22 protein-coding genes are annotated in these 20,985 nt (G+C 66.7%); 3 read left to right on the top strand and 19 right to left on the bottom strand.

Translation table 11 applies throughout. From position 1 onward, the window contains the following. Positions 1-47: 47 nt before the first annotated feature. The 9 genes from hslU to ACMZ91_RS05580 form a co-directional block, all read right to left on the bottom strand. Positions 48-1,421, bottom strand: a complete 1,374-nt coding sequence (gene hslU / locus ACMZ91_RS05620; protein ID WP_014038532.1) for an ATP-dependent protease ATPase subunit HslU — start codon at positions 1,419-1,421, stop codon at positions 48-50. A 103-nt stretch (positions 1,422-1,524) separates the two neighbouring features. Beyond that, on the bottom strand, positions 1,525-2,076 hold the full coding sequence (gene hslV / locus ACMZ91_RS05615) for an ATP-dependent protease subunit HslV (RefSeq protein WP_005411093.1): 552 nt from the start codon (positions 2,074-2,076) through the stop codon (positions 1,525-1,527). A gap of 172 nt (positions 2,077-2,248) precedes the next feature. Beyond that, positions 2,249-2,449 (bottom strand): DUF3079 domain-containing protein, encoded by a 201-nt coding sequence (locus tag ACMZ91_RS05610; RefSeq protein ID WP_032129030.1) that lies wholly within the window; start codon positions 2,447-2,449, stop codon positions 2,249-2,251. 77 nt (positions 2,450-2,526) lie between these two features. Then, a complete protein-coding gene (gene xerC, locus ACMZ91_RS05605; RefSeq protein WP_049463226.1) occupies positions 2,527-3,417 on the bottom strand; it encodes a tyrosine recombinase XerC in 891 nt (296 codons plus the stop codon). A gap of 13 nt (positions 3,418-3,430) precedes the next feature. Further along, entirely contained in the window at positions 3,431-4,105 is a 675-nt protein-coding gene (locus ACMZ91_RS05600; RefSeq protein WP_125893427.1) for a DUF484 family protein, read from the bottom strand. After that, positions 4,102-4,953 (bottom strand): diaminopimelate epimerase, encoded by an 852-nt coding sequence (gene dapF / locus ACMZ91_RS05595; protein WP_414577236.1) that lies wholly within the window; start codon positions 4,951-4,953, stop codon positions 4,102-4,104. The genes ACMZ91_RS05600 and dapF overlap by 4 nt, the downstream gene beginning before the upstream one ends. Continuing rightward, positions 4,946-5,218: an LPS translocon maturation chaperone LptM gene (gene lptM, locus ACMZ91_RS05590; RefSeq protein ID WP_414577238.1), complete on the bottom strand. Its 273-nt coding sequence runs from the start codon at positions 5,216-5,218 to the stop codon at positions 4,946-4,948. The genes dapF and lptM overlap by 8 nt, the downstream gene beginning before the upstream one ends. 69 nt (positions 5,219-5,287) lie before the next feature. Continuing rightward, positions 5,288-5,713, bottom strand: coding sequence for a YbaN family protein (locus tag ACMZ91_RS05585; protein ID WP_049463222.1), 426 nt, complete (start codon positions 5,711-5,713; stop codon positions 5,288-5,290). A 54-nt stretch (positions 5,714-5,767) separates the two neighbouring features. Then, complete coding sequence (locus ACMZ91_RS05580; RefSeq protein WP_049399231.1) at positions 5,768-7,879, bottom strand: S9 family peptidase; 2,112 nt, start codon at positions 7,877-7,879, stop codon at positions 5,768-5,770. Positions 7,880-8,071: 192 nt separating this feature from the next. On the opposite strand from ACMZ91_RS05580, the gene ACMZ91_RS05575 reads away from it, so the two are divergent. Further along, a complete protein-coding gene (locus tag ACMZ91_RS05575) occupies positions 8,072-9,259 on the top strand; it encodes a pyridoxal phosphate-dependent aminotransferase (protein WP_149908687.1) in 1,188 nt (395 codons plus the stop codon). A 136-nt stretch (positions 9,260-9,395) separates the two neighbouring features. Here ACMZ91_RS05575 and ACMZ91_RS05570 read toward each other — a convergent pair whose 3' ends face one another. Together ACMZ91_RS05570 and ACMZ91_RS05565 are read right to left on the bottom strand one after the other, a co-directional pair. Beyond that, positions 9,396-11,492 (bottom strand): prolyl oligopeptidase family serine peptidase, encoded by a 2,097-nt coding sequence (locus ACMZ91_RS05570; RefSeq protein ID WP_049463220.1) that lies wholly within the window; start codon positions 11,490-11,492, stop codon positions 9,396-9,398. Between the two features lie 69 nt (positions 11,493-11,561). Further along, a complete protein-coding gene (locus ACMZ91_RS05565; protein WP_049399225.1) occupies positions 11,562-11,888 on the bottom strand; it encodes a hypothetical protein in 327 nt (108 codons plus the stop codon). A 127-nt stretch (positions 11,889-12,015) separates the two neighbouring features. On the opposite strand from ACMZ91_RS05565, the gene ACMZ91_RS05560 reads away from it, so the two are divergent. Further along, the gene (locus tag ACMZ91_RS05560; protein WP_010481371.1) at positions 12,016-12,618 is read left to right on the top strand and encodes a lipocalin family protein; all 603 of its coding nucleotides are present in this window, start codon (positions 12,016-12,018) and stop codon (positions 12,616-12,618) included. Positions 12,619-12,658: 40 nt separating this feature from the next. Here the strand turns inward: ACMZ91_RS05560 and ACMZ91_RS05555 are convergent, their stop codons facing one another. From ACMZ91_RS05555 to ACMZ91_RS05535, 5 genes are all read right to left on the bottom strand, one after another. Continuing rightward, on the bottom strand, positions 12,659-12,958 hold the full coding sequence (locus ACMZ91_RS05555; protein ID WP_049463234.1) for a HigA family addiction module antitoxin: 300 nt from the start codon (positions 12,956-12,958) through the stop codon (positions 12,659-12,661). A 10-nt stretch (positions 12,959-12,968) separates the two neighbouring features. Next, positions 12,969-13,247, bottom strand: coding sequence for a type II toxin-antitoxin system RelE/ParE family toxin (locus ACMZ91_RS05550; RefSeq protein WP_080356578.1), 279 nt, complete (start codon positions 13,245-13,247; stop codon positions 12,969-12,971). Between the two features lie 255 nt (positions 13,248-13,502). Next, positions 13,503-14,192 carry a methionine ABC transporter permease gene (locus ACMZ91_RS05545; RefSeq protein WP_032129021.1) on the bottom strand — a complete coding sequence of 230 codons (690 nt, stop codon included), beginning with the start codon at positions 14,190-14,192 and terminating at the stop codon, positions 13,503-13,505. Then, the gene (locus ACMZ91_RS05540) at positions 14,189-15,196 is read right to left on the bottom strand and encodes a methionine ABC transporter ATP-binding protein (protein ID WP_049463219.1); all 1,008 of its coding nucleotides are present in this window, start codon (positions 15,194-15,196) and stop codon (positions 14,189-14,191) included. The genes ACMZ91_RS05545 and ACMZ91_RS05540 overlap by 4 nt, the downstream gene beginning before the upstream one ends. A 200-nt stretch (positions 15,197-15,396) precedes the next feature. After that, a complete protein-coding gene (locus ACMZ91_RS05535) occupies positions 15,397-16,293 on the bottom strand; it encodes a DMT family transporter (protein ID WP_049399222.1) in 897 nt (298 codons plus the stop codon). 218 nt (positions 16,294-16,511) lie between these two features. Here ACMZ91_RS05535 and ACMZ91_RS05530 point away from each other — a divergent pair, with 218 nt between their 5' ends. After that, positions 16,512-16,994, top strand: coding sequence for a YajQ family cyclic di-GMP-binding protein (locus ACMZ91_RS05530; protein WP_006471121.1), 483 nt, complete (start codon positions 16,512-16,514; stop codon positions 16,992-16,994). A 35-nt stretch (positions 16,995-17,029) separates the two neighbouring features. Here the strand turns inward: ACMZ91_RS05530 and ACMZ91_RS05525 are convergent, their stop codons facing one another. The 3 genes from ACMZ91_RS05525 to ACMZ91_RS05515 all read right to left on the bottom strand — a co-directional run bounded on the left by ACMZ91_RS05525 (position 17,030) and on the right by ACMZ91_RS05515 (position 20,900). Beyond that, positions 17,030-18,124: a helix-turn-helix domain-containing protein gene (locus tag ACMZ91_RS05525; RefSeq protein ID WP_238380432.1), complete on the bottom strand. Its 1,095-nt coding sequence runs from the start codon at positions 18,122-18,124 to the stop codon at positions 17,030-17,032. A 164-nt stretch (positions 18,125-18,288) separates the two neighbouring features. Further along, entirely contained in the window at positions 18,289-19,416 is a 1,128-nt protein-coding gene (locus ACMZ91_RS05520) for an NAD(P)-dependent alcohol dehydrogenase (RefSeq protein ID WP_049460891.1), read from the bottom strand. A 17-nt stretch (positions 19,417-19,433) separates the two neighbouring features. Then, positions 19,434-20,900, bottom strand: a complete 1,467-nt coding sequence (locus tag ACMZ91_RS05515) for a benzaldehyde dehydrogenase (RefSeq protein ID WP_032129026.1) — start codon at positions 20,898-20,900, stop codon at positions 19,434-19,436. Positions 20,901-20,985: the final 85 nt, after the last annotated feature.

Below are 20,985 nucleotides of genomic sequence, written 5' to 3'. Positions count from 1 at the left end.
CGCAAAAGGCCGCCTTTCGGCGGCCTCATGCTTTGCAGCGTCGGGCGTTACAGGATGTAGCGGCTCAGGTCCGGGTCCTGCACCAGCTCACCCAGGTGCGCATCGACGTAAGCGCTGTCGATGGCCAGGGTTTCGCCGTCGCGGTCCGGTGCCTCGTAGCTGAGCGAATCCAACAGGCGCTCCAGTACGGTGTGCAGGCGACGGGCACCGATGTTCTCCTGGCGCTCGTTCACCTGGAAGGCGATCTCGGCCAGACGATCGATGGCGTCGGCAGTGAAGCTGACCTTGACGCCTTCGGTGGCCAGCAGCGCTTCGTACTGCTTGGTCAGCGCGGCCTTCGGCTCGGTCAGGATACGCACGAAATCACCCTTGCTCAGCGCACCCAGCTCCACGCGGATCGGGAAGCGGCCCTGCAGCTCCGGAATCAGATCGCTGGGCTTGGCCAGGTGGAACGCACCCGAAGCAATGAACAGGATGTGATCGGTCTTGATCGTGCCGTACTTGGTGGACACGTTGGAGCCTTCCACCAGCGGCAGCAGGTCGCGCTGCACGCCTTCGCGCGAGACGTCGCCACCACCCACGTTGTCACCACGCTTGGCAACCTTGTCGATCTCGTCGATGAAGACGATGCCGTGCTGCTCGCAGGCCTCGATCGCGGCAGTGCGGATGTCGTCCTCGTTGACCAGCTTGCCGGCTTCTTCCTCGATCAGCAGCGGACGCGCGGCCTTGATGGTCAGCGTGCGCTTGTGCGCCTTGGCGCCGCCGCCGAGGTTGGCGAACATCGACTTCAGCTGCTGGCCCATTTCCTCCATGCCCGGCGGGGTCATGATGTCCATGCTGACGTTGGCAGCCAGGTCGAGCTCGATCTCGCGTTCGTCCAGCTCACCGTTGCGCAGCATCTTGCGGAACTTGATGCGGGTCTCGTTGTCCTGCGCCGACGGCTCGTTGCGGGCGACTTCCGGATCGAAACCGATGCCACCGCTGCGGCGCGGCAGCAGCGCATCGAGGATGCGGTCTTCGGCGCGTTCTTCGGCCTGGGTACGCACGCGCACCTTGGCCTGTTCGCGGTACAGCTTGACCGCGGTATCGGCCAGGTCGCGGATGATCTGCTCGACGTCCTTGCCGACGTAGCCGACTTCGGTGAAGCGGGTGGCTTCAACCTTGACGAACGGCGCGTTGGCCAGGGTGGCCAGTCGACGCGCGATCTCGGTCTTGCCGACGCCGGTCGGGCCGATCATCAGGATGTTCTTCGGCATCACTTCATTGCGCAGCTCGGGCACCAGCTGCATGCGGCGCCAGCGGTTGCGCAGGGCAATGGCCACGGCGCGCTTGGCGTCGTGCTGGCCCACGATATGCCGGTCCAGTTCCTGCACGATCTCGCGCGGGGTCATGGTGGCGGAGGAAACTTCGATCTTCGACATGGATGTGCTCACGGATTCATTGTCGGTAGTGCCGGCCACTGGCCGGCAACCAGGCACGCGTGCGGGGGATCATGAGGTTGCCGGCCAGCGGCCGGCACGCCCCTCACAGCTCCTCGACCACCACGTTGCGGTTGGTGTAGATGCAGATGTCGCCGGCAATGCCGATCGCTTCGCTGGCAATGGTGCGCGCATCCAGTTCGGTGTGCGCCATCAGTGCGCGCGCGGCCGACAGTGCATAGGAACCACCGGAACCGATTGCGATGATGCCGTCCTCCGGCTCGATCACATCACCGGTGCCGCTGATGATCAGCGAGGTTTCCTTGTCGGCCACTGCCAGCAGGGCCTCGAGCTTGCCGAGGCGGCGCTCGGTGCGCCAATCCTTGGCCAGTTCGACCGCAGCGCGCTGCAGCTGGCCGTGCTTTTCCAGCTTGGCCTCGAACAGCTCGAACAGGGTGAAGGCATCGGCGGCGGCACCGGCGAAGCCGGCCAGCACCTGGCCATCACGTCCGAGACGGCGCACCTTGCGTGCATTGCCCTTCATCACGGTGTGGCCCAGCGTGACCTGGCCGTCGCCGGCAATGGCCACGTGCTCGCCGCGACGGACGCAGACGATGGTGGTGGCGTGGAAAACGTTGGGATTCTGACTGGGGTCCATGCGGCCTCCGATAGCTGTTCACGGGACATGGGGACAGCGCCGGGTGCGATCAAGCCTGCGCGGATGGCTGCCGTTCAGCGCTTGGTGGCGCCCCATGGGAAGAGGGCGCCCTTTTAACGAGCGCATCGCAATGCGCGCGGACCCCGCCGCCCGAACGTGGAACGCCTGCCGTTCAGCGCTTGGCCTGCGATGGCCGGTCCGGATTGGGCTCGATGCCCCAGGCGAGGTACCAGTCTTCACCCTGCGTCTCGATCGGATGCTGGGTGCGGCCGGAGCCATTGCCGCAGGCCAGGGCGTCAGCCGCGCAGTAGCGGTCGCAGCCCCAGCAGATGCGCTCGGGGTGTTTGGGATGCAACGGTATGGGCTTCGCCATGGTGGCGGTGTCCTCGTGGCCTGCGGCCACGATGCGCCGGTAGCGCCCGCCCTGCCCTGATCCAGATCAAGGACGGTTTATTCAGCCTTGTCGTCCTTGCTGCGGCGCTTCGCACGTGGATGCGCGGCGTCGTAGACCTTGGCCAGGTGCTGGAAATCAAGGTGGGTGTAGATCTGCGTGGTGGCGATGTCGGCATGGCCAAGCAGTTCCTGCACGCCACGCAGGTCACCGGACGATTCCAGGATGTGGCTGGCGAAACTGTGCCGCAGCATGTGCGGGTGCACGTGCTTGAACAGGCCCTGGCGCTGCGCCAGCTGGCGGATGCGGATCTGCACCGCGCGTTGGCTGATCGGCCCGTTGCGGCCGGGAAACACCGGCGAGGCCGGGCCGCCCCCGCTTTCCGCACGCCACGCCTGCAGCGCTTCGCGTGCAGGCCGGCCGAACGGCACGCGGCGCTGGCGATTGCCCTTGCCCATCACGTTGACCAGGCCGCTGTCGAAATCCAGGTCGCGCCAGGTCAGCGCGCAGACTTCGCTCAGGCGCAGGCCAGAGGAATAGAACAGTTCCAGCAGCGCGCGGTCACGGCGGCCGAGCTCACCTTCCGGTTCCAGCTCGACCAGCTGCACGGCTTCGTCGGCGTCAAGCACCTGCGGCAACCGGCGCGGTGCGCGTGGCGCCTTCAGCGTCGCCGCCGGGCTGACCTCGATGCGTCCATGCTTCAACAGCCAGGCGTAGAAGCTGCGGCAGGCCGACAAGCGGCGCTGCAGGCTTTTGGGTGACAGGCCTCTGCGGTGCTCATCGGCAACGAACTGGCGCAGCGCCTCGGCATCGAGTGCGTCCACCGCAACACCGCGCGGCTCGGCCCAGACCGACAACGCGTCCAGGTCACGGCGGTAGGCATCGAGCGTATGCGCCGACATCCGCCGCTCTACCTGCAGATGCTGCAGGAAGGCCTGTACCGCGCTCATCGTCGTATCCTGCTCAGCCCGGGAAGCGCTTCAGGCCGGTGGCCAACGCATCGCCCATCATGCGCAGGAACAGCGTGCCCATGCCCGGGTAGAAGCGGTTCGGGTCGTGGCTGCCCACAGCAATCAGGCCCACGCCCGGCAACGGCAACAGCGCGGTGGTCTGCACTTCTTCGCTGCGCACGCCATACAGCACGGCGTTCTTTTCCGGCTGCAGGCGGCCGCAGATCGGCTCGCCGTCGTTCAGACAATCGCGGAACGGGCCCAGCTGCGCATCATCGGCAGCAATCACCTGCAGCCAGTCGGCCTGTTCCAGCCCGGCCACCGGTGTGTGCACCACCAATCGCACCAGGTCGCCGGCGAAATCTTCCTGCAGCGACGCTGCCATCGCACGCAGGGTGTCGGCGGCGTTGTCCTGCTTCATCAGCGCCAGGGTCAGCTGATGCGTGCGCACTGCCAGGCGTTCATTGACCTGGGCGGTGGCGCCCAGATCGGCCAACCGTCGTGCCAGCTCGCGGTTCTTCTCGCGCAGCACTTCCAGCTGGTAGCTGGCCAGCGACGCGGTCGGGCCGTCGTCACGCGGCACCACCAGGGTCAGGGCCAGGTCCGGGAACTGCTTGAGGAAGCCGGGATGTCGCCGCAACCACGCAGCGACTTCATGGGCCCCGAGCTTGTCGACGGTTTCGGTCATGCGATCCACTCCCCTTCGAAGACGAATGCGGTCGGGCCGGCCATCACCACCGGCTGGCCATCGCCCGGCCACTGGATGCGCAGGTCACCCCCGGGCAGGCTGATGCGCGCATCGCGCTGCAGGCGGCCACGCTGCATCAGGGTCACCGCAGCGGCGCAGGCGCCGCTGCCGCAGGCCAGGGTTTCGCCGACGCCACGTTCATTCACACGCAGACGTGCATGCGCCGGGCCCATCACCTGGGCAAAACCCACGTTCACCGAGCGCGGGAACGAGGCATGCTGCTGCAGCAGCGAACCGACGCGCTCGACCGGTGCTGCATCGATCAGGCCCACTTCGATCACCGCATGCGGATTGCCCATCGACACCGCGGCAAAGCGTATGCTCTCGCCCTGCAACGGCAGCAGGTACTCCTCGCGTGCATGGGCGAAGCCCACCAGCGGCACGTTGACCGGCTCGAACGCAGGCACGCCCATCGTCACCGCAAACTGCCCCTCGCCCAGTACCTTCACTTCGTGGCTGGCCAGCGGGCTGTCGATGACGAATGCATCGCCCTGCGCGCTGCCCTCGCGCACCAGCCAGGCCGCGATGCAGCGCGCGCCATTGCCGCACTGCTCGGAATTGGAACCGTCGGCATTCCAGATGCGGTACGACGCCACCGAGCCTTCCGCGCGCGGCGCTTCGATAGTCAGGATCTGATCGCAGCCGACGCCGGTGTGGCGGTCGGCCAGGCGCGCGGCCAGTTCAGGCGTGGGCGGCGCAGTGCCGTCACGCAGGTCGATCACTACGAAATCATTGCCCGCGCCATGCATCTTGCTGAAGCGCAGCGCCTTGGAACCGGCCTTACTCATTCCCGCCGCCCACCTTCTTCGCAGGCGCAGGCGCCGGTTGCGTAGTCGGTGCAGCCGGCTCCACGGTCGTGGCCGGGGTGCCGCTGCGTTCGGTCTGCGCCGGGGTCGCTTCGGTAGCGGGCTCGGCAACCGGTTCGACGGTTTCTTCCACCGGCACCGGCTTCTGCGGCAGTACCAGCGGGCCCTTGTTGCCGCAGGCGGCGAGGAGCAGCAGCGAGGCCGCTGCCAGCGGAATCAGGATGGCGTTTCGATGGGGGATCTTCATGCCCCGAGTATAGCCATTGGCGGCTGAGCGGTTGGTGCAGGGAACCGGGGTGCCGGCCAGCGGCCGGCACTACCGCTCCGGTGGCGGCAGCGGCCGGGTCCACAGCCAGATCGCCACCACGGTCATGCTGCCGATCGAAAACCACTTCACCCAGGCGATCGGCACGCACCACAGCATGATGCCGGCGCACACTGCCATGGTGATCGTGGCCATCCACTTGCCGTAGCGGCTGACCGCCCCGTGTGCCTGCCAGTTGGCAATGGCCGGGCCGAAGCGCGGGTGCTGCAGCAGCCAGTTGTGCAGGCGCTCGGAACCACGCGAGGCAGCCCAGGCCGAGATCAGGATGAATACGGTGGTGGGAAGGCCCGGCACGAAGATGCCGACGATACCGGTGCCCAGGCTGACGTAGGCCAGCAGCCACCACGCCCAGCGGAAACGCACCACGCGCGGTGGCGTGGCAGCATCGCGGGATGCGGAGGGGTCGGGCTGGCTCATGGCCGCAAGGATACCGGTTCGGGATGCCAGGCAACGCCCGGCACCCCTGCACCATTACGGCTGGGCGATGCCCAGCTGCTGCAGCACGAACGCGTACGACTCGGACAGTTCACGGTAGCGCTGGAAGCGCCCCGACTTGCCGCCGTGGCCGGCTTCCATGTTGGTGCGGAACAGGATCGGGTAATGGCCGGTGTTGTCGTCACGCAGCTTGGCCACCCACTTGGCCGGCTCCCAGTACTGCACCTGCGAATCCCACAGGCCGGTGCCCACGAACAGCGCCGGGTACGCCTGCTGCTTCACGTTGTCGTAGGGCGAGTAGGACAGCATGTAGTCGTAATACTGCTTCTGCTCGGGGTTGCCCCACTCGTCGTATTCGTTGGTGGTCAGCGGAATGGTCGGGTCGAGCATGGTGGTGACCACGTCGACAAACGGTACCTGCGCCACCATCACCCGGTAGTCCTGCGGCGCCTGGTTGGCCACGGCGCCCATCAGCAGGCCACCGGCGCTGCCGCCGGACGCGGCGACGCGATCCTTCGCCGCCCAGCCCTGTGCGACCAGGCCGCGGGTGACGTCGATGAAGTCGTTGAAGGTGTTCTGCTTGTGCAGCAGTTTGCCGTTCTCGTACCAGTCGCGGCCCATCTCCTGGCCGCCACGGATATGGGCGATGGCATACACCACGCCACGATCGAGCAGGCTCACCGCGGTCTGGTTGAAGTACGGATCCATCGACATGCCGTAGCTGCCATAGGCGTACTGGAACAGCGCGCCCTTGCCGTCCTTCTGGTAGCCCTTGCGGTAGACCAGCGACACCGGCACCTTCACGCCATCGCGTGCGGTGATCCAGACACGATCGGTTTCGTACTTCGACGCGTCATAGCCGATCACCGGCTGCACCTTCAGCTGGCGGCGCTCACCGGTGGCGGTGTTCAGCTCGAACACGGTGGTCGGGGTGGTCATCGAGGTGTAGACGTAGCGCAGCCACGGCGTATCGGCCTCGGTGTTGTCGCCCAGGCCCATCGAATACGCCGGCTCATCGGCCTTCACGTAGTCGCTGCGGCCATCCTTGAACAGCAGGCGGATGCGTTCCAGGCCCTCGGAACGTTCGGCGATGGCGGTGTACGCATCGAACAGCTCGAAGCCTTCGATGAACACCGCATCGTCATGCGCGATCCAGTCCTTCCACTGTGCGCGCGAGGTCGCATCGGTCGGTGCGGTGACCAGCTTGAAATTCTTCGCACCGTCGTTGGTGCGGATCACCCAGCGGCCGTCGTAGTGGTCAGCGTCGTACTCCACATCGCGCTGGCGCGGCGCCAGTACGGTGAACGTGGTCGGGTCGCTGGCCGGCGCGTAGCGCTCTTCCGAGGACACGGTGCTGTGCACGCCGATGGTGATGAAGCGATCGTCGCGGGTGCGGCCGATGCCCATGTAGAAGCTGTCGTCCTTCTCTTCGTAGACGACGGTGTCGGCGCTGGCCGGGGTGCCCAGCACGTGCTTCTTCACGCGCACGGTCAGCAGAGTTTCCGGATCGTTCTCGACATACAGCACGGTGCGGTTGTCGTCGGCCCAGACCAGGTCGCCGGAGCTGCCGGTGATCACATCAGGCAGCACCTTGCCGGTGGCCAGGTCCTTGAAGCGGATGGTGTACTGGCGGCGACCGACGTCATCATCGGCCCAGGCCAGCAGCTGGTTGTCCTGGCTGACTTCCATCGAGCCGACGCTGAAGTAGCCCTTGCCGGCGGCCATCGTGTTGACGTCCAGCAGGATTTCCTCGGCGGCATCCATGCCGCCCTTGCGGCGTGCGTGGATCGGGTAGTCCTGGCCGGTCTCGAAGCGGCTGTAGTACCAGTAGCCACGCTCGCGCGCCGGCACGCTGGAATCGTCCTGCTTGATGCGGCCGACGATCTCCTTGTACAGGGTGTCTTCCAGCGGCTTCAACGGCGCCAGCAACTGGTCGGCATAGGCATTCTCGGCCTGCAGGTAGGCCAGCATGTCCTTGTTCTCGCGCTTGTCGTCGCGCAGCCAGTAATAGTCGTCGTTGCGGGTCGCGCCGAACGGCGCCTTGACCACATGCGGATGCTTGGCGGCATCCGGCGGAACGGGCGGCGTGGCGGCGGTGGCAGTGGTGGTCATCAGGCTCGCAAGCAACAGGCAGAGGGTGGATTTCATGAGATAAGGCTCCTTGAGCCGCAATGCAATGGCGTCCTTGTGCTCGAGTCTGGGTTGCAGGAGGGTTGCGGGCAACCCTGCGGATGGTCATGGGTCGTGCTGGCCGCTGGCCGGCAACCTCGGGATAAACAGAGGCGGGTGGTTGCCGGCCAGCGACCGGCACTACCAGGACGCGCGGCGTACCATGGGCACATGAGTACCCTGCCCCACACGCCGGGCTACAGCCGGCGCAGCCATGAAATCGCTCCGTTCCACGTGATGTCCCTGCTGGCCCGCGCGCAGGCGCTGGAACAGGCGGGCCACGATGTGATCCATCTGGAAATCGGCGAACCGGACTTCACCACGGCCGAACCGGTCGTGCGTGCCGGCCAGGCCGCATTGGCCGCCGGCCATACCCGCTACACCGCCGCACGTGGCCTGCCGGCCCTGCGCCAGGCGATCAGTGGCTTCTATCGCAGCCACTACGGGCTGGATATCGATCCCGAACGCATCCTGGTCACTCCCGGCGGCTCCGGTGCGCTGCTGCTGGCCAGCAGCCTGCTGGTCGACCCCGGCCGCCACTGGCTGCTGGCCGACCCCGGCTACCCCTGCAACCGTCATTTCCTGCGCCTGGTGGAAGGCGGTGCACAGCTGGTGCCGGTCGGCCCGGACACCGCCTACCAGCTCACACCGTCGCTGGTGGAACAGCACTGGAATGCCGACAGCGTCGGCGCACTGGTGGCCTCCCCCGCCAATCCGACCGGCACCGTGCTGTCCGCCGACGAACTGGCGGCACTGTCGCAGGCCCTGCACGCGCGTGGCGGCCATCTGGTGGTGGACGAGATCTACCACGGCCTGACCTACGGCCTGGATGCACCCAGCGTGCTGCAGGTGGACGACAGCGCGTTCGTGCTGAACAGCTTCTCCAAGTATTTCGGCATGACCGGCTGGCGGCTGGGTTGGCTGGTGGCGCCGCCAGCGGCGGTGCCGGACCTGGAGAAGCTGGCACAGAACCTGTACATCAGCGCGTCGAGCATCGCCCAGCATGCCGCACTTGCCTGCTTCAGCGAGGAATCGATGGCGATCTTCGAACAGCGCCGCGAGGCGTTCCGCCAGCGTCGCGACTATCTGCTGCCGGCGCTGCGCGAGCTTGGTTTCCGCATCGAAGTGGAACCGCAGGGTGCGTTCTACCTGTACGCCGACGTCAGCGCGTTCACTGACGACGCGCAGGCGTTCTGCGCGCACTTCCTGGAAACCGAGCACGTGGCGTTCACCCCGGGGCTGGATTTCGGTTTCCATCGCGCCAACCAGCATGTGCGCCTGGCCTATACCCAGGAAGTGCCGCGGCTGCAGGAGGCGGTGGCGCGGATTGCACGCGGGTTGAAGAGCTTGGGCGCCTGATCGATCTGCGCGAACGGCATCCACGCATGGCGTGGATCTATTGACCCAGCGCACGATACGTAGGGAGATCCACGCCATGCGTGGATACGTGAACCCAACGAAAAACGCCGCCCTGGGGCGGCGTTTTCCGTTCTGCTTATTTACCGCCCAACCGCTCCCACAGGAAGCTGTAGGCCAGCGCCGACATGTGTGCGGCCTGCGCGTTGTTGGCTGCGCCGCCGTGGCCACCTTCGATGTTCTCGTAGTAGGTCACGTCCTTGCCGGCGTCGATCATCTTCGCCGCCATCTTGCGGGCATGGCCCGGGTGCACGCGGTCATCGCGGGTGGAGGTGGTGAACAGCACCGGCGGGTAGTTCTTCTTCTCGTTGAACAGATGGTACGGCGAGAAGGTCTTGATGAACTCCCAGTCGCTGGTATCCGGGTTACCGTACTCGGCCATCCACGAGGCACCGGCCAACAGGTGGCTGTAGCGCTTCATGTCCAGCAGCGGCACCTGCACCACCACTGCACCGAACAGCTCCGGGTACTGGGTCAGCATGTTGCCGGTCAGCAGGCCACCGTTGCTGCCACCCTGCACGCCCAGGTGCTTGGCGCTGGTGATCTTGCGCTTGACCAGATCGCGCGCCACCGCAGCCATGTCTTCATAGGCCTTGTGACGGTTCTGCTTCAGCGCTGCCTGGTGCCAGCGCGGGCCGTACTCGCCACCACCACGGATGTTGGCGACCACGTACACACCGCCCTTCTCCAGCCAGGCGCGGCCCATGCCACCTGAGTAATTCGGGGTCAGCGAGATCTCGAAGCCACCATAGCCGTACAGCAGGGTCGGGTTGGAGCCGTCCAGCTTCATCGCCTTGTCGTGCACCACGAAGTACGGCACGCGGGTGCCGTCCTTGCTGGTGGCGAAGTGCTGCTCGATCACCTTGCCCTTGGCATCGAAGAAGGCCGGCATGGTCTTCAACGTTTCCGGCGCCTGGCCGATCTCGGCCAGAGCCAGCGTGGTCGGGGTCAGGTAGTCGGTGGCGGTCAGCCACACCGCATCGCTGTCGTTGCTGTCCACTGCGCCCACGGCCAGCGTGCCAAAGGCCGGCGCGCCGACGAAGCGGCTGGTCTGCCAGCCATCGGCGCCCGGGGTCAGCACCGACAGGCGGTTCTTGACGTCATCCAGCACGTTCAGCACCAGGTGGCTCTTGGTCCAGGTGGCGCCGGCCAGCGAGGTGGTCGCGGTCGGGGTGAACAGCACCTCGAAGTCGCGCTTGCCGGCCAGGAAGTCGTCCAGCTTCGTCGCCAGCAGCGAACCGGACGCGTAGGTCTTGCCGCCCACGGTCCACGGATCGCGCAGTTCCAGGGTCAGCCACTGCTTGTGCAGGCCCTTCTCGGCCGAATTCGGCGCGTCGATCTTGGTCAGCGTGCCATCGTCGCCACGCAGGTAGAGCTCGTTGTTGTAGAACGCCAGCGTGCGGCTGACCAGGTTGCGCTCGAAGCCCGGGGTGTCATCGTGCATCGCCGCGATGTACATGTCCTCCGGCTTGCCTTCGTACACCACGGTGGCCGAGGTCATCGGCGTGCCGCGCTTCCACAGCTTGGCCACGCGCGGGTAGCCGGAGGTGGTCATCGAGCCCGCACCGAAGTCGGTGTAGACGAACACGGTGTCGCGGTCGACCCAGTTGAGGCCGCCCTTGGACTCTGGACGGAAGAAGCCGTCCTTGATCCAGGTCTTGTTGGCCAGGTCGAACTCACGGGTGACGTCGGCGTCGGCGCCACCGCGCGACAGCGCGATCAGGCAGCGGCTGTAATCCGGGCGCAGGCAATCGGCGCCGTGCCAGACCCAGTTCTCACCCTCGGCCTTGTTCAGCGCATCCAGGTCGAGCACGGTTTCCCACTGCGGCGAGGCCTTGCGGTACTCGGCCAGGGTGGTGCGCCGCCACAGGCCGCGCTCGTGCTGCTGGTCCTTCCAGAAGTTGTAGTAGTAGTCGCCGATCTTCTGCACGCCGGGGATCTTGGCATCGGAGTCGAGCACCTCGCGGATGCTGGTCTCCATCTGCTTGAAGGCCGGGGTCTGCGCCAGGCGCGCCTCGGACTTGGCGTTCTGTTCCTTGACCCAGGTCAGCGGCTTGTCGCCGGTGACGTCTTCGAGCCAGGCGTAGCGATCGGTGTCTTCAGCGGCCACGGCGGTCCCCACCGAGGCAGCGGTCATCATGCCGGCCAGCAGGCAGGCGGAAGCGAGTCGAGACATTGCAGCTCCAGGCAGTCATAAGCCGTGGAACGCTAGCATGGATCGCCGCGGCCGCCCCCGTGTCGAAGGTCAGGCCGCGGCGGTGGAGCCGCGACGGCCTCGCGCCGCCCCGCCGCTACGGCGACGTGCCTGTCCACCGGTACGACGCGCCAGCCGCAGCCACGACAGGCGCGGCAACGGAAAGCGCAGCAACGCCCACCAGGCCACCAGCGGCATGCCCACCAGCCACATGGGTAGCCAGCCCAGCCAGGCACTGCTGCCGCGCGCGGCCGGCCAGACCAGTACCAGCGCCATACCGGCCAGGGCCAGCTGCTGCACGCTGCGCAGCAGGCGCGGGTCGGCACGCTCGAGAATGACGCGTTCAGTTGCAGAGCGGCGGACGGAACGTGCGTTCATGGGGCTTCTCCGGTGGACAATGCAACACAGCATGGGCAACCCCCTTCTCACAGGTTGCGACACCATTGACGGATCGCGTGCACACAGTCGACCATGCGCGTGCAAGCCCACTGGAGCCCGCTCCCGCATGACTTCGATCCGCCCGCTCTGCGCCGCGCTGCTGGCCCTTTCCCTGGCCGGCCCCGCCGTGGCCGCCAGTGAGCCGCCGTCGCCCCGTACCAGCGCCTCTGGTGCGGCTGCCCTGGACGCACCGATCGACCTGAAGCGCTTCATGGGCACCTGGTATGTGATCGGCCGCGTGCCGAACTTCATCGAACGTGGCCATGTCGCCAGCGTCAACGAGTACGAGTTGCGCGACGCGCACAAGGTCGGCATCACCTACCGCTACCGTGATGGCTTCGGCGAACCGCTGCAGGAAGTGCGTGCCCGCGCCAGCGTCGACCCGGACAGTGGCAACCACGGCTGGCGCACCTGGTTCTACCGTGTCGTGCCCACCCATTCGAGGGTGCTGGAAGTAGCGCCGGATTACTCGTGGGCACTGATCGGCTACCCGGGCCGCGAAATGGCCTGGATCTTCTCGCGTACGCCGGACATGGACAAAGCCCTGTACAAGGAGCTGGCCGAGCGCCTGCGTGACGAGTACGGCGTGAACACCGACAAGCTCAAGCGCGTGCCGCAGCACCCGGAGCAGGTCGGCAAGCTGGGCTACGAAGTACCGAACGTGCGTTGACTGGATTGTGGCCGCGGACCTCGGTCCGTGCGCCCCGAATTCACGCTGCCCGCGGCTGTACCCGTCGCTCGATCTCGCTGCGCGTTGGCAATGTCTTGAGGTCGTAGGCCGCCTGCATCGCAAGCCAGGACGCGGCATCCCCACCAAAATGTCGCGCCAGCCGTGCCGCGGTATCGGCCGAAATACTGCGCTCCCCGTGCACGATGGCGTGCAGCCGTGTTGCGGGAACATCCAAGGCCCTTGCCAGCGCGTTCACGCTCAACGCCAGAGGCATCAGGAACTCTTCGCGCAGGATCTCGCCAGGATGGATGGCGCGCATGCCGTTGTGGGGACGCTTCATGGCGGGCACCTCAGTGATAGTCAACAATTTCCACGGCATCGGCACCGTTGTCAGTCCAGGTAAAGCACAGCCGCCACTGGTCATTGATACGCAAGCTGTACTGCCCTCTCCGATCACCTGACAGCGCCTCGAGTCGGTTCCCGGGCGGGCTGCGCAGGAATGCCAACGTCTGTGCCGAGTCGAGCAGCTGCAGCTTGCGCTCGGCAGCCCGCCGGATCGAAAGCCAGGCACGTGGACAGGTTCCTTCAAACAGGGCACGGGTCTGCTTGCAGCGGAATGAACGGATCATTCCGTAAAACGTATTACGTTGAACGGAACATACCAAGGAACGGGGTGTGCTGCCAGTCCCAGTCTGGCGATATCGATTCCTGATGGGTGTGGCGGCTTCCAGAGCCTGGCGCTATGACAGGCACACTGTCGAAGTTCTGCAGGTTCTGCCGGCCAGCGGCCGGCACTGCCATTTCCAGGCAATGAGGTAGAGCCGGCCGCTGGCCGGCTGCCGCGATGCACCGGGCGACGCCGGGGGCAGCGCCCCGGCGCCTCGTCATTTGCGGCTGTAATGCGCGACCAGGCGGTCGCCGAGCATCTGCAGCAGCTGCACCAGAACCAACAGCAAGACCACGGTAACCAGGGCCACGTCGGTGTGCGAACGCTGGTAGCCATCGCGGAACGCCAGGTCACCAAGGCCGCCGGAACCAATCGCGCCGCCCATCGCGGTGAAACCGATCAGCGCCACGGTGGTGACCGTCGCACCGGCGATCAGGCCGGGGCGCGCCTCGGGCAGCAGCACGCGGGTGACCAGCTGCCAGGTGGTGGCACCCATCGACTGGGTCGCTTCGATCACGCCACGGTCCACTTCGCGCAGTGCGGTTTCGACCAGGCGCGCGTAGAACGGCGCGGCACCGATCACCAGCGGCACGATCGCACCGCGTACCCCCAGCGACGTCCCCATCAGGAACAGGGTGACCGGGATCAGCACGATCATCAGGATGATGAAAGGCACCGAGCGCAGCAGGTTCACCACCAGCGCCAGCACGCCGTAGGCGAACGGACGGCGCTTCATCTGCGGCGCGCCGAACAGGTACAGCAGCACGCCCAGCGGCAGGCCGATGGCCAGGGTCAGCGGCAGCGAACCGAGCAGCATCAGCAGGGTGTCGATGGTGGCCTGGCCGATGTCGGCCCACTTGCCCGCATCCAGGTGGCGGAAGAATCCGCCGGCAGTGGCGATGATCATCGACGCAGCTCCTCAACGTGCACGCCGGCAGCCACGAACGCGGCCTGCGCGGCGGACTGGTCACCGCCCACCAGGGCGACCACCAGCTGGCCATACGGGGTGTCCTTGATCCGGTCGATACGGCCGGACAGGATGTTGTAGTCGACCCCGGTCTCCCGCGCGACACTGCCGAGCAGGGGTTCGTAGGTGTCTCCGCCGAGGAAGGTCAGCCGCACGATGCGGCCACCGACGGCATCGAAATCACGATGCAGCGCGCCTTCATCCACGTGCTCCGATTCGCTGACGAAACGGCGCGTGGTCGGGTGCTGCGGATGCAGGAACACCCGGGTGACCGGCCCGGTCTCGACCATCTGGCCGGCGTCGAGCACGGCGACACGGTCGCAGACACGGCGGATCACATCCATCTCGTGGGTGATCAGCACGATGGTCAGGCCCAGCTCGCGATTGATCTTCGACAGCAGCGACAACACCGAGGCGGTGGTCTGCGGGTCCAGCGCACTGGTGGCCTCGTCGCACAGCAGGATCTGCGGGCGTGTCGCCAGCGCACGGGCGATGCCGACGCGCTGCTTCTGCCCACCGGACAGCTGTGCGGGGTACTTCTGCGCGTGCGCCTCCAGGCCCACGGTCTGCAGCAGCTCGGCCACGCGTGCATCGATCTCCGCCTTCGGCGTGCCCGCCAGCTCCAGCGGGAAGGCAACGTTGCCGGCCACCGTGCGCGAAGACAACAGGTTGAAGTGCTGGAAGATCATGCCGATGCGCCGGCGCAGCGCGCGCAGGCCGTCCGCATCCAGTCCGGTGACATCCTCGCCACCGATCAGCAGGCGACCACCGCTGGGCTCTTCCAGGCGGTTGATCATGCGGATCAGGGTCGACTTGCCGGCGCCGGAATGGCCGATGATGCCGAATACCTCACCGGCCTCGATGGTCAGGTCCAGCGGCTGCAGCGCGCTGACTGCGCGGCCGGCAACGGCATAGGATTTGTGCAGGCGCTGGAACTCGATCACGGGCGTGGCTCACCGGCTGGGTGACGGAAGGGGGCGTGCAGCCTACCAGCGCAGGCGGTCGCGCGCCCGCGCCATGGGCCAGAATGTTATTCCTTTTGGTTCTAAGTCGCCCGCGCCCGGTAGTGTCGGCCGCTGGCCGGCACCTGCAGCGGTTCCTCCGGGGCAAGGAGTTGCCGGCCAGCGGCCGGCACTACCCCGGCTCAGGGATGATCCAGCGGCTTCGGCGGTTCCTGCCGGTTCACCCGCTCACGGTGCAGCAGGTACAGCCCCGAGGCGACGATGATCGCCGCGCCCACCCAGGTATAGCTGTCCGGCAGCTGGCCCCAGAAGGCCAGATCCCAGCCGATCACCCAGACCAGGCCGCTGTACTCCAGCGGCGCGATCATCGAGGCCTCGCCCAGCTGGAACGCCTTGGTCAGGGCAATCTGGCCCAGCGCCCCAGCCAGACCCATGCCGGCGATCAGCGGCGCATGCGCCAGCTGCAGTGGCACCCAGCCGGGAAGGGCCAGCAGGCCGGCACCGATGGCCATGATCACCAGGAACCAGACCACCATCGACTGCGAGGTATCGGTGCGGGTGAGCAGGCTGACCGTGATCGCCGCCACGGCATACGCAGTGGCCGCGGCCAGCACCATCAGCCCCGGCACCGAAATGAAGCCGTCCACGCCCGGCCGCAGCACCACCAGCACGCCGACCAGGCCGATGCCGATGGCCACCCAGCGCCGCGGGCCAACCCGCTCACCCAGCAACGGCACCGACAGCGCGGCGATCAGCAGTGGGGCAACGAAATAGATGGTGTAGGCGGTGGACAGCGGCAGGTCACGCAGGGCGAACACGAAGCAGCCGATCATCGCCATGCCCAGCCCACCACGCAGCAGGTGCAGGCCCCAGCGGCGCGGGATCAGCGAGCGCGGGCCGGCGCTGACCAGCACCCAGACCAGCACGAACGGCAACGAAGCCGCACCACGCAGGAAGGTCACTTCCAGGGTCGGATAGCTGGCCGACAGCTGCTTCATGCCAGCATCCATCAGCGAGAAACAGGCGACCGCAGCGACCATCCAGGCCACCGCACGCGAAGGGGAGCGTTGCACATTCATGGCCCATTATCGCCGACAGCACCGGTTTGTAGAGTCGAGCTTGCTCGACTGCCGCCCTTCTGTAGAGTCGAGCTTGCTCGACTGCCGCCCTTCTGTAGAGTCGAGCCATGCTCGACTGCTTTGTGAAGAGCAGTCGAGCATGGCTCGACTCTACAGAAAGCGGGCATGCGGGCCGGCGCGATAGAATGGCCACCACTGAATCCTGCGGAGCATCGCCCATGCCCTCCTTCGACGTCGTGTCCGAAGTCGACACCCACGAGCTGACCAACGCCATCGACCAGGCCAACCGCGAACTGGCCACCCGCTTCGACTTCAAGGGCGTGGACGCCAAGTTCGAACGCGATGGCGATGTCATCAACCAGACTGCGCCGACCGAGTTCCAGCTCAAGCAGATGAACGACATCCTGCGCGCACGCCTGGCCGCGCGCGGCATCGACGTGCTCAGCCTGGAGTTCGGCGACATCGAAACCAACCTGGCCCAGGCCCGGCAGAAGATCACCGTCAAGCAGGGCATCGAGCAGAAGATCGCCAAGAAGATCGCGGCGGCACTGAAGGACGCCAAGCTGAAGGTGGAAAGCCAGATCAACGGCGACAAGCTGCGCGTGCAGGGCAAGAAGCGCGACGATCTGCAGGATGCCATCGCCGTACTCAAGGCCGGCAAGTTCGAGCTGCCGCTGCAGTTCAACAACTTCCGCGACTGATGCCCCCGCCGGGCCCTGCCCGGTGGACTACGCGGTCAATCGCGCAGCAGCTTGTACAGCGTGGTACGCGAGATTCCCAACTGGCGTGCGGCCAGGCTGAGGTTGCCGTCAGCGGCCAGGGCCGCGCGACGCGCGGCCTCACGCTGCTGGTCACGCAGCAGCGGCGCGCCTGGATCTGCCGGGGTGCTTCGCACAGTAGACCGGTGCGTCGCGCCCCGCGGCCCCTGCAGACGCTGCAGGTAGACCGCACTGCCCTCGCCCAGCCGGACCCGATGCGCTGCGCCCGGTTGCAGCAGCCGACGCCGTTGCGCCGCACTGGCACCGGCAAACAGCGCTTCCAGACCCAGCAGCGGCAACGGCCCGCGCCGTGGCAGGCCCAGCAGGCGCCGTGCAACGCGGTTGGCTGCACGCAGCTGGCCATCCTCCTGCACCGCCAGCAGCCCCTGCAGCGGTGACGCCAGCCAGCGCGGATCATGTTGCACGGCCAGCAGGTGCACGTCAGTGAGGCTGTGGAACAAGCGATTTTCGCTGGCCAGCGCAGCCTGCCGGAAATAGCCCTGCAGCAGCGCGGGATCGCGCTCGCCAAGACCGGTGATGTCGATCACTCCGCAGACCCGACCGTCGAGATCGTGCAGTGGCTCGCTCAGGCAGAACACCGGCGCGAACCGCTGCAGGTAGTGTTCGTTGCCGCGCACCAGTGCCGGCACATCGTCGGCCAGGCTGACCGCTGGCGCGGTGGTGCCGATCTCGGTCTCGCCCAGCTGTCGCCCGACCTGGATCGGCCGCAGCAAGGGAGCATCTTCCAGCCCGTGGGCCTGCTGCGCGATCACCATGCCGTCGCGGTTGGCGCAGAACATCGTCCAGCCACGCCCACCGAAGGCCGCCCAGAGCTGTTCCAGCTCCGGCTGCACGCAACGCGCCAGGCGCCGGTCATCGGGATGGGACAGATGGCGGCCATCGCCCAGCAGCGGCCGATAGTCCGGCTCCTGCCCCGGCTGCAGGCCCGCCGCGCGCGAACGCAGCCATGACTGCTGCAGCGGCAGCGGCAACACGCCCAATGAGCGCGCATCGCCGTCGGCGAAAGCGGCGCGTGCCGCCACCAGTTGTTGCTGCCCGACTGTCGTGGCCATCATGGACGCAGCGTACACCCGCCAGTGGCAACGCCATGTTACGTCTCGGCAACGGAGCGTTTCCGTTTCAAGACGCGTTCAAACAAAGGGGCAGAGCCGTTATCTTCTGGAAAACGGATCTGCCCCCCGGGCCGGCCGGCGGCCGGCACTACCAACAAGGGAAACTACGCCGCGATGCGCAGCACCGGCTTCAGGGTAATGCCACGGGTACTGTCTTCGGCGGCCTGGTTGATCTGGTCCAGCGGATAGAACTTCACCAGTTTGTCGAACGGAAAGCGTCCCTGCTGGAACAGGGTCACCAGCTGCGGAATGAACACCTGCGGCACACTGTCGCCCTCGACGATGCCGCGGATGCTGCGACCGCCGAGCAGCAGGTTGTTCACATCGAAACTGGCGGTGGTGCCCAGCTTCGGCGCACCGACCACGCCCATCATGCCCAGCCCACCCAGCGCCTCGACGCCAGCGGACAGCACGTCCGGACGACCGGTCGATTCCAGCGCGAAGTCAGCACCCCCACCCGTGATCGCACGCACCGCCTCGACCACATCGGTCTCCCGGCTGTTGACCACGTGGGTGGCCCCCAGCTCCAGAGCAAGCTCCAGGCGCGAAGGCACCACGTCGATGGCAATGATGGTGGTGGCCCCGGCCACCCTGGCCGCCATCACCGCGCTCAGGCCCACCGCACCGGCACCATAGCTTGCAAAGCTGCTGCCCGACCGCACCTGCAGCGAGTTGAGCACCGCACCGGCACCGGTCTGGATGCCGCACCCCAACGGGCCCAGCAGTTCCAGTGGTGCGTCATCAGGCACCTTGATCGCATTGATCTCGCGGGCCAGCGCGTAGGTGGCAAACGAGGACTGGGCGAAGAAATGATCGTGCAGCGGCTGGCCCTGCGCATCGGTGATCGCGGTATGGCCGTGGCCATCATCGCCACCGAAGTTCAGGGCGAAGAAATCCCTGCAGTAAGCACCGTGTCCACCCCGGCAGGGATTGCAGTGACCACAGGCGCCGTAGGTCAGCACCACGTGATCCCCCGCCTTGAGGTCGCGCACGTTCGGGCCAACCGCTTCGACGATGCCCGCCCCCTCATGGCCCAGCACCGCCGGCAGCGGCACCGGATAGTACTGATCGCGCACGATCAGGTCGGTATGGCACAGGCCGGTGGCCACCACCTTCACCAGCACCTCGTCGTCCTGCGGACCGCGCAGCGTCGCCTGCTCGATGACGAAGGGCTGCTCCTTGCCGCGTACCACGGCGGCGGTGATCTCACGCGTTGCGTTGTTGTCGTTCATCGTGATGGCTCCTTCGATCAGATCGGGTATGCGGGCGCTTCGCCCTTGACGGTCAACCACTGCCACTGGGTGAACTCCTCGCCGTTGGCCGGGCCACCGATGCTGGTGCCGTTGCCGGACGCGCCGACGCCGCCGAAGGGGTTGATCACCTCGTCATTCACGGTCTGGTCGTTGATGTGCAGCAGACCGGTACGCAGGCGCTCGCCGATCTTCAGCGCGCGGCCGACGTTGCTGGACACGATCGCCATCGACAGCCCGTACTCGCTGTCGTTGGCCAGGCGCACGGCTTCGTCGTCATCGTCGAACGGCACCACCACCGCTACCGGCGCGAAGATTTCCTCGCTGAAGGCCGGATTGTCGGCCGCAACGTTGCCGAGCACGGTGGGTGCGAAGAACAGCTCCCGGTGCGTGCCACCCGCTTCCAGCGTGGCACCGGCCTGCACCGCCTGCTCGACCACGCGTGCAGCATGGTCGCGCTGGCCGGCATTGATCAGCGGGCCGATCGCCACGTCCTCACGTGCCGGGTCGCCTACCTTCAGCGCGTTGGCCTTGGCCACCAGTTTCTGCAGGAACGTGTCATGGATCTTCCGGTGCACCAGCACGCGGCCGGTCGCCATGCAGATCTGGCCCTGGTGCAGGTAGACGCCCCACGCGGTGTTGGCCACCGCCAGGTCCAGGTCCGCATCGTCCAGGATGATCAACGAATTCTTGCCACCCAACTCCAGCGAAACCTTTTTCAGGTGCTTGCCCGCCGCTTCGCCGACCTTGCGCCCGGCGGCGGTGGAACCGGTGAACTGGATCATCGCCACGTGCGGGTCACTGGTCAGCGCGGCCCCGGCCGCGCCATCGCCGGGCAGCATGTGCAGCACGCCTGCCGGCAGGCCCGCCTGCTCGAACAGGCGCGCGATCACCGCGCCACCACACACTGCCGTACGCGGGTCCGGCTTGAGAACCACAGCGTTGCCCAGCGCGATCGCCGGGGCCACCGCACGCATCGCCAGGTAGAGCGGGAAGTTGAACGGCGAAATGACCCCGACCACACCCAGCGGGCGGCGCCGCGCCAGATTCAGCTTGCCCGGCTCGGAGGGCAGGATCTCACCCGTGCTGCGCGACGGCAGTGCGGCGGCCTCGTGCAGCGCCTTGATCGTCACCTTGGCCTCGAAGCCGGCCTTCAGGCGGGTCGAGCCGCTTTCGCGCACCAGCCACTCGACCAGGGTGTCGATGTTCTCTTCGGCCAGACGCGCGGCCTTGCGCAGCACGTCGGCACGCTGTTCGTAGGGCGCCGCCGCCCAAGCCTGTTGCGCCTGTGCCGCGGCAGCCGCCGAACGCGCGATCTGCGCCGGATCGGCCAGGCCGATCTCGCCCAGCTCCCGGCCAGTGGCCGGTTCAATCACCGGGTGCCGTTGCGGGGCAGCCTGCCAGTGGCCATCAAAGAAGGCGCCGGCCCAGAGGGCGTCCGGCAGCCACGGGGAAGATGCAGTCATGGGTGTCCTCCTGTTTCGTGCATCCATTCCACGCCCGTCGCCCCGGACTGGCAATCGGCCATCCATCGGTAGCGCGCAACGGTTT

The sequence above is a fragment of the Stenotrophomonas sp. FR024 genome (assembly GCF_047500745.2).
Lineage (GTDB): Bacteria > Pseudomonadota > Gammaproteobacteria > Xanthomonadales > Xanthomonadaceae > Stenotrophomonas > Stenotrophomonas maltophilia_A.
Note: the sequence above shows the minus strand (reverse complement) of the source record. Positions and strands in the feature narration are given on the sequence as shown.

Coding starts and splice junctions, on each gene's coding strand:
- ACMZ91_RS05585 (WP_049463222.1), bottom strand. CDS start 5,713: ATGAGCCAGCCCGACCCCTCCGCATCCCGCGATGCTGCCACGCCACCG.
- ACMZ91_RS05570 (WP_049463220.1), bottom strand. CDS start 11,492: ATGTCTCGACTCGCTTCCGCCTGCCTGCTGGCCGGCATGATGACCGCT.
- xerC (WP_049463226.1), bottom strand. CDS start 3,417: ATGAGCGCGGTACAGGCCTTCCTGCAGCATCTGCAGGTAGAGCGGCGG.
- ACMZ91_RS05535 (WP_049399222.1), bottom strand. CDS start 16,293: ATGAATGTGCAACGCTCCCCTTCGCGTGCGGTGGCCTGGATGGTCGCT.
- ACMZ91_RS05545 (WP_032129021.1), bottom strand. CDS start 14,192: ATGATCATCGCCACTGCCGGCGGATTCTTCCGCCACCTGGATGCGGGC.
- dapF (WP_414577236.1), bottom strand. CDS start 4,953: ATGAGTAAGGCCGGTTCCAAGGCGCTGCGCTTCAGCAAGATGCATGGC.
- ACMZ91_RS05600 (WP_125893427.1), bottom strand. CDS start 4,105: ATGACCGAAACCGTCGACAAGCTCGGGGCCCATGAAGTCGCTGCGTGG.
- ACMZ91_RS05515 (WP_032129026.1), bottom strand. CDS start 20,900: ATGACTGCATCTTCCCCGTGGCTGCCGGACGCCCTCTGGGCCGGCGCC.
- lptM (WP_414577238.1), bottom strand. CDS start 5,218: ATGAAGATCCCCCATCGAAACGCCATCCTGATTCCGCTGGCAGCGGCC.
- ACMZ91_RS05575 (WP_149908687.1), top strand. CDS start 8,072: ATGAGTACCCTGCCCCACACGCCGGGCTACAGCCGGCGCAGCCATGAA.
- ACMZ91_RS05520 (WP_049460891.1), bottom strand. CDS start 19,416: ATGAACGACAACAACGCAACGCGTGAGATCACCGCCGCCGTGGTACGC.
- ACMZ91_RS05565 (WP_049399225.1), bottom strand. CDS start 11,888: ATGAACGCACGTTCCGTCCGCCGCTCTGCAACTGAACGCGTCATTCTC.
- ACMZ91_RS05525 (WP_238380432.1), bottom strand. CDS start 18,124: ATGGCCACGACAGTCGGGCAGCAACAACTGGTGGCGGCACGCGCCGCT.
- hslV (WP_005411093.1), bottom strand. CDS start 2,076: ATGGACCCCAGTCAGAATCCCAACGTTTTCCACGCCACCACCATCGTC.
- ACMZ91_RS05550 (WP_080356578.1), bottom strand. CDS start 13,247: ATGATCCGTTCATTCCGCTGCAAGCAGACCCGTGCCCTGTTTGAAGGA.
- ACMZ91_RS05530 (WP_006471121.1), top strand. CDS start 16,512: ATGCCCTCCTTCGACGTCGTGTCCGAAGTCGACACCCACGAGCTGACC.
- ACMZ91_RS05580 (WP_049399231.1), bottom strand. CDS start 7,879: ATGAAATCCACCCTCTGCCTGTTGCTTGCGAGCCTGATGACCACCACT.
- ACMZ91_RS05555 (WP_049463234.1), bottom strand. CDS start 12,958: ATGAAGCGTCCCCACAACGGCATGCGCGCCATCCATCCTGGCGAGATC.
- hslU (WP_014038532.1), bottom strand. CDS start 1,421: ATGTCGAAGATCGAAGTTTCCTCCGCCACCATGACCCCGCGCGAGATC.
- ACMZ91_RS05560 (WP_010481371.1), top strand. CDS start 12,016: ATGACTTCGATCCGCCCGCTCTGCGCCGCGCTGCTGGCCCTTTCCCTG.
- ACMZ91_RS05610 (WP_032129030.1), bottom strand. CDS start 2,449: ATGGCGAAGCCCATACCGTTGCATCCCAAACACCCCGAGCGCATCTGC.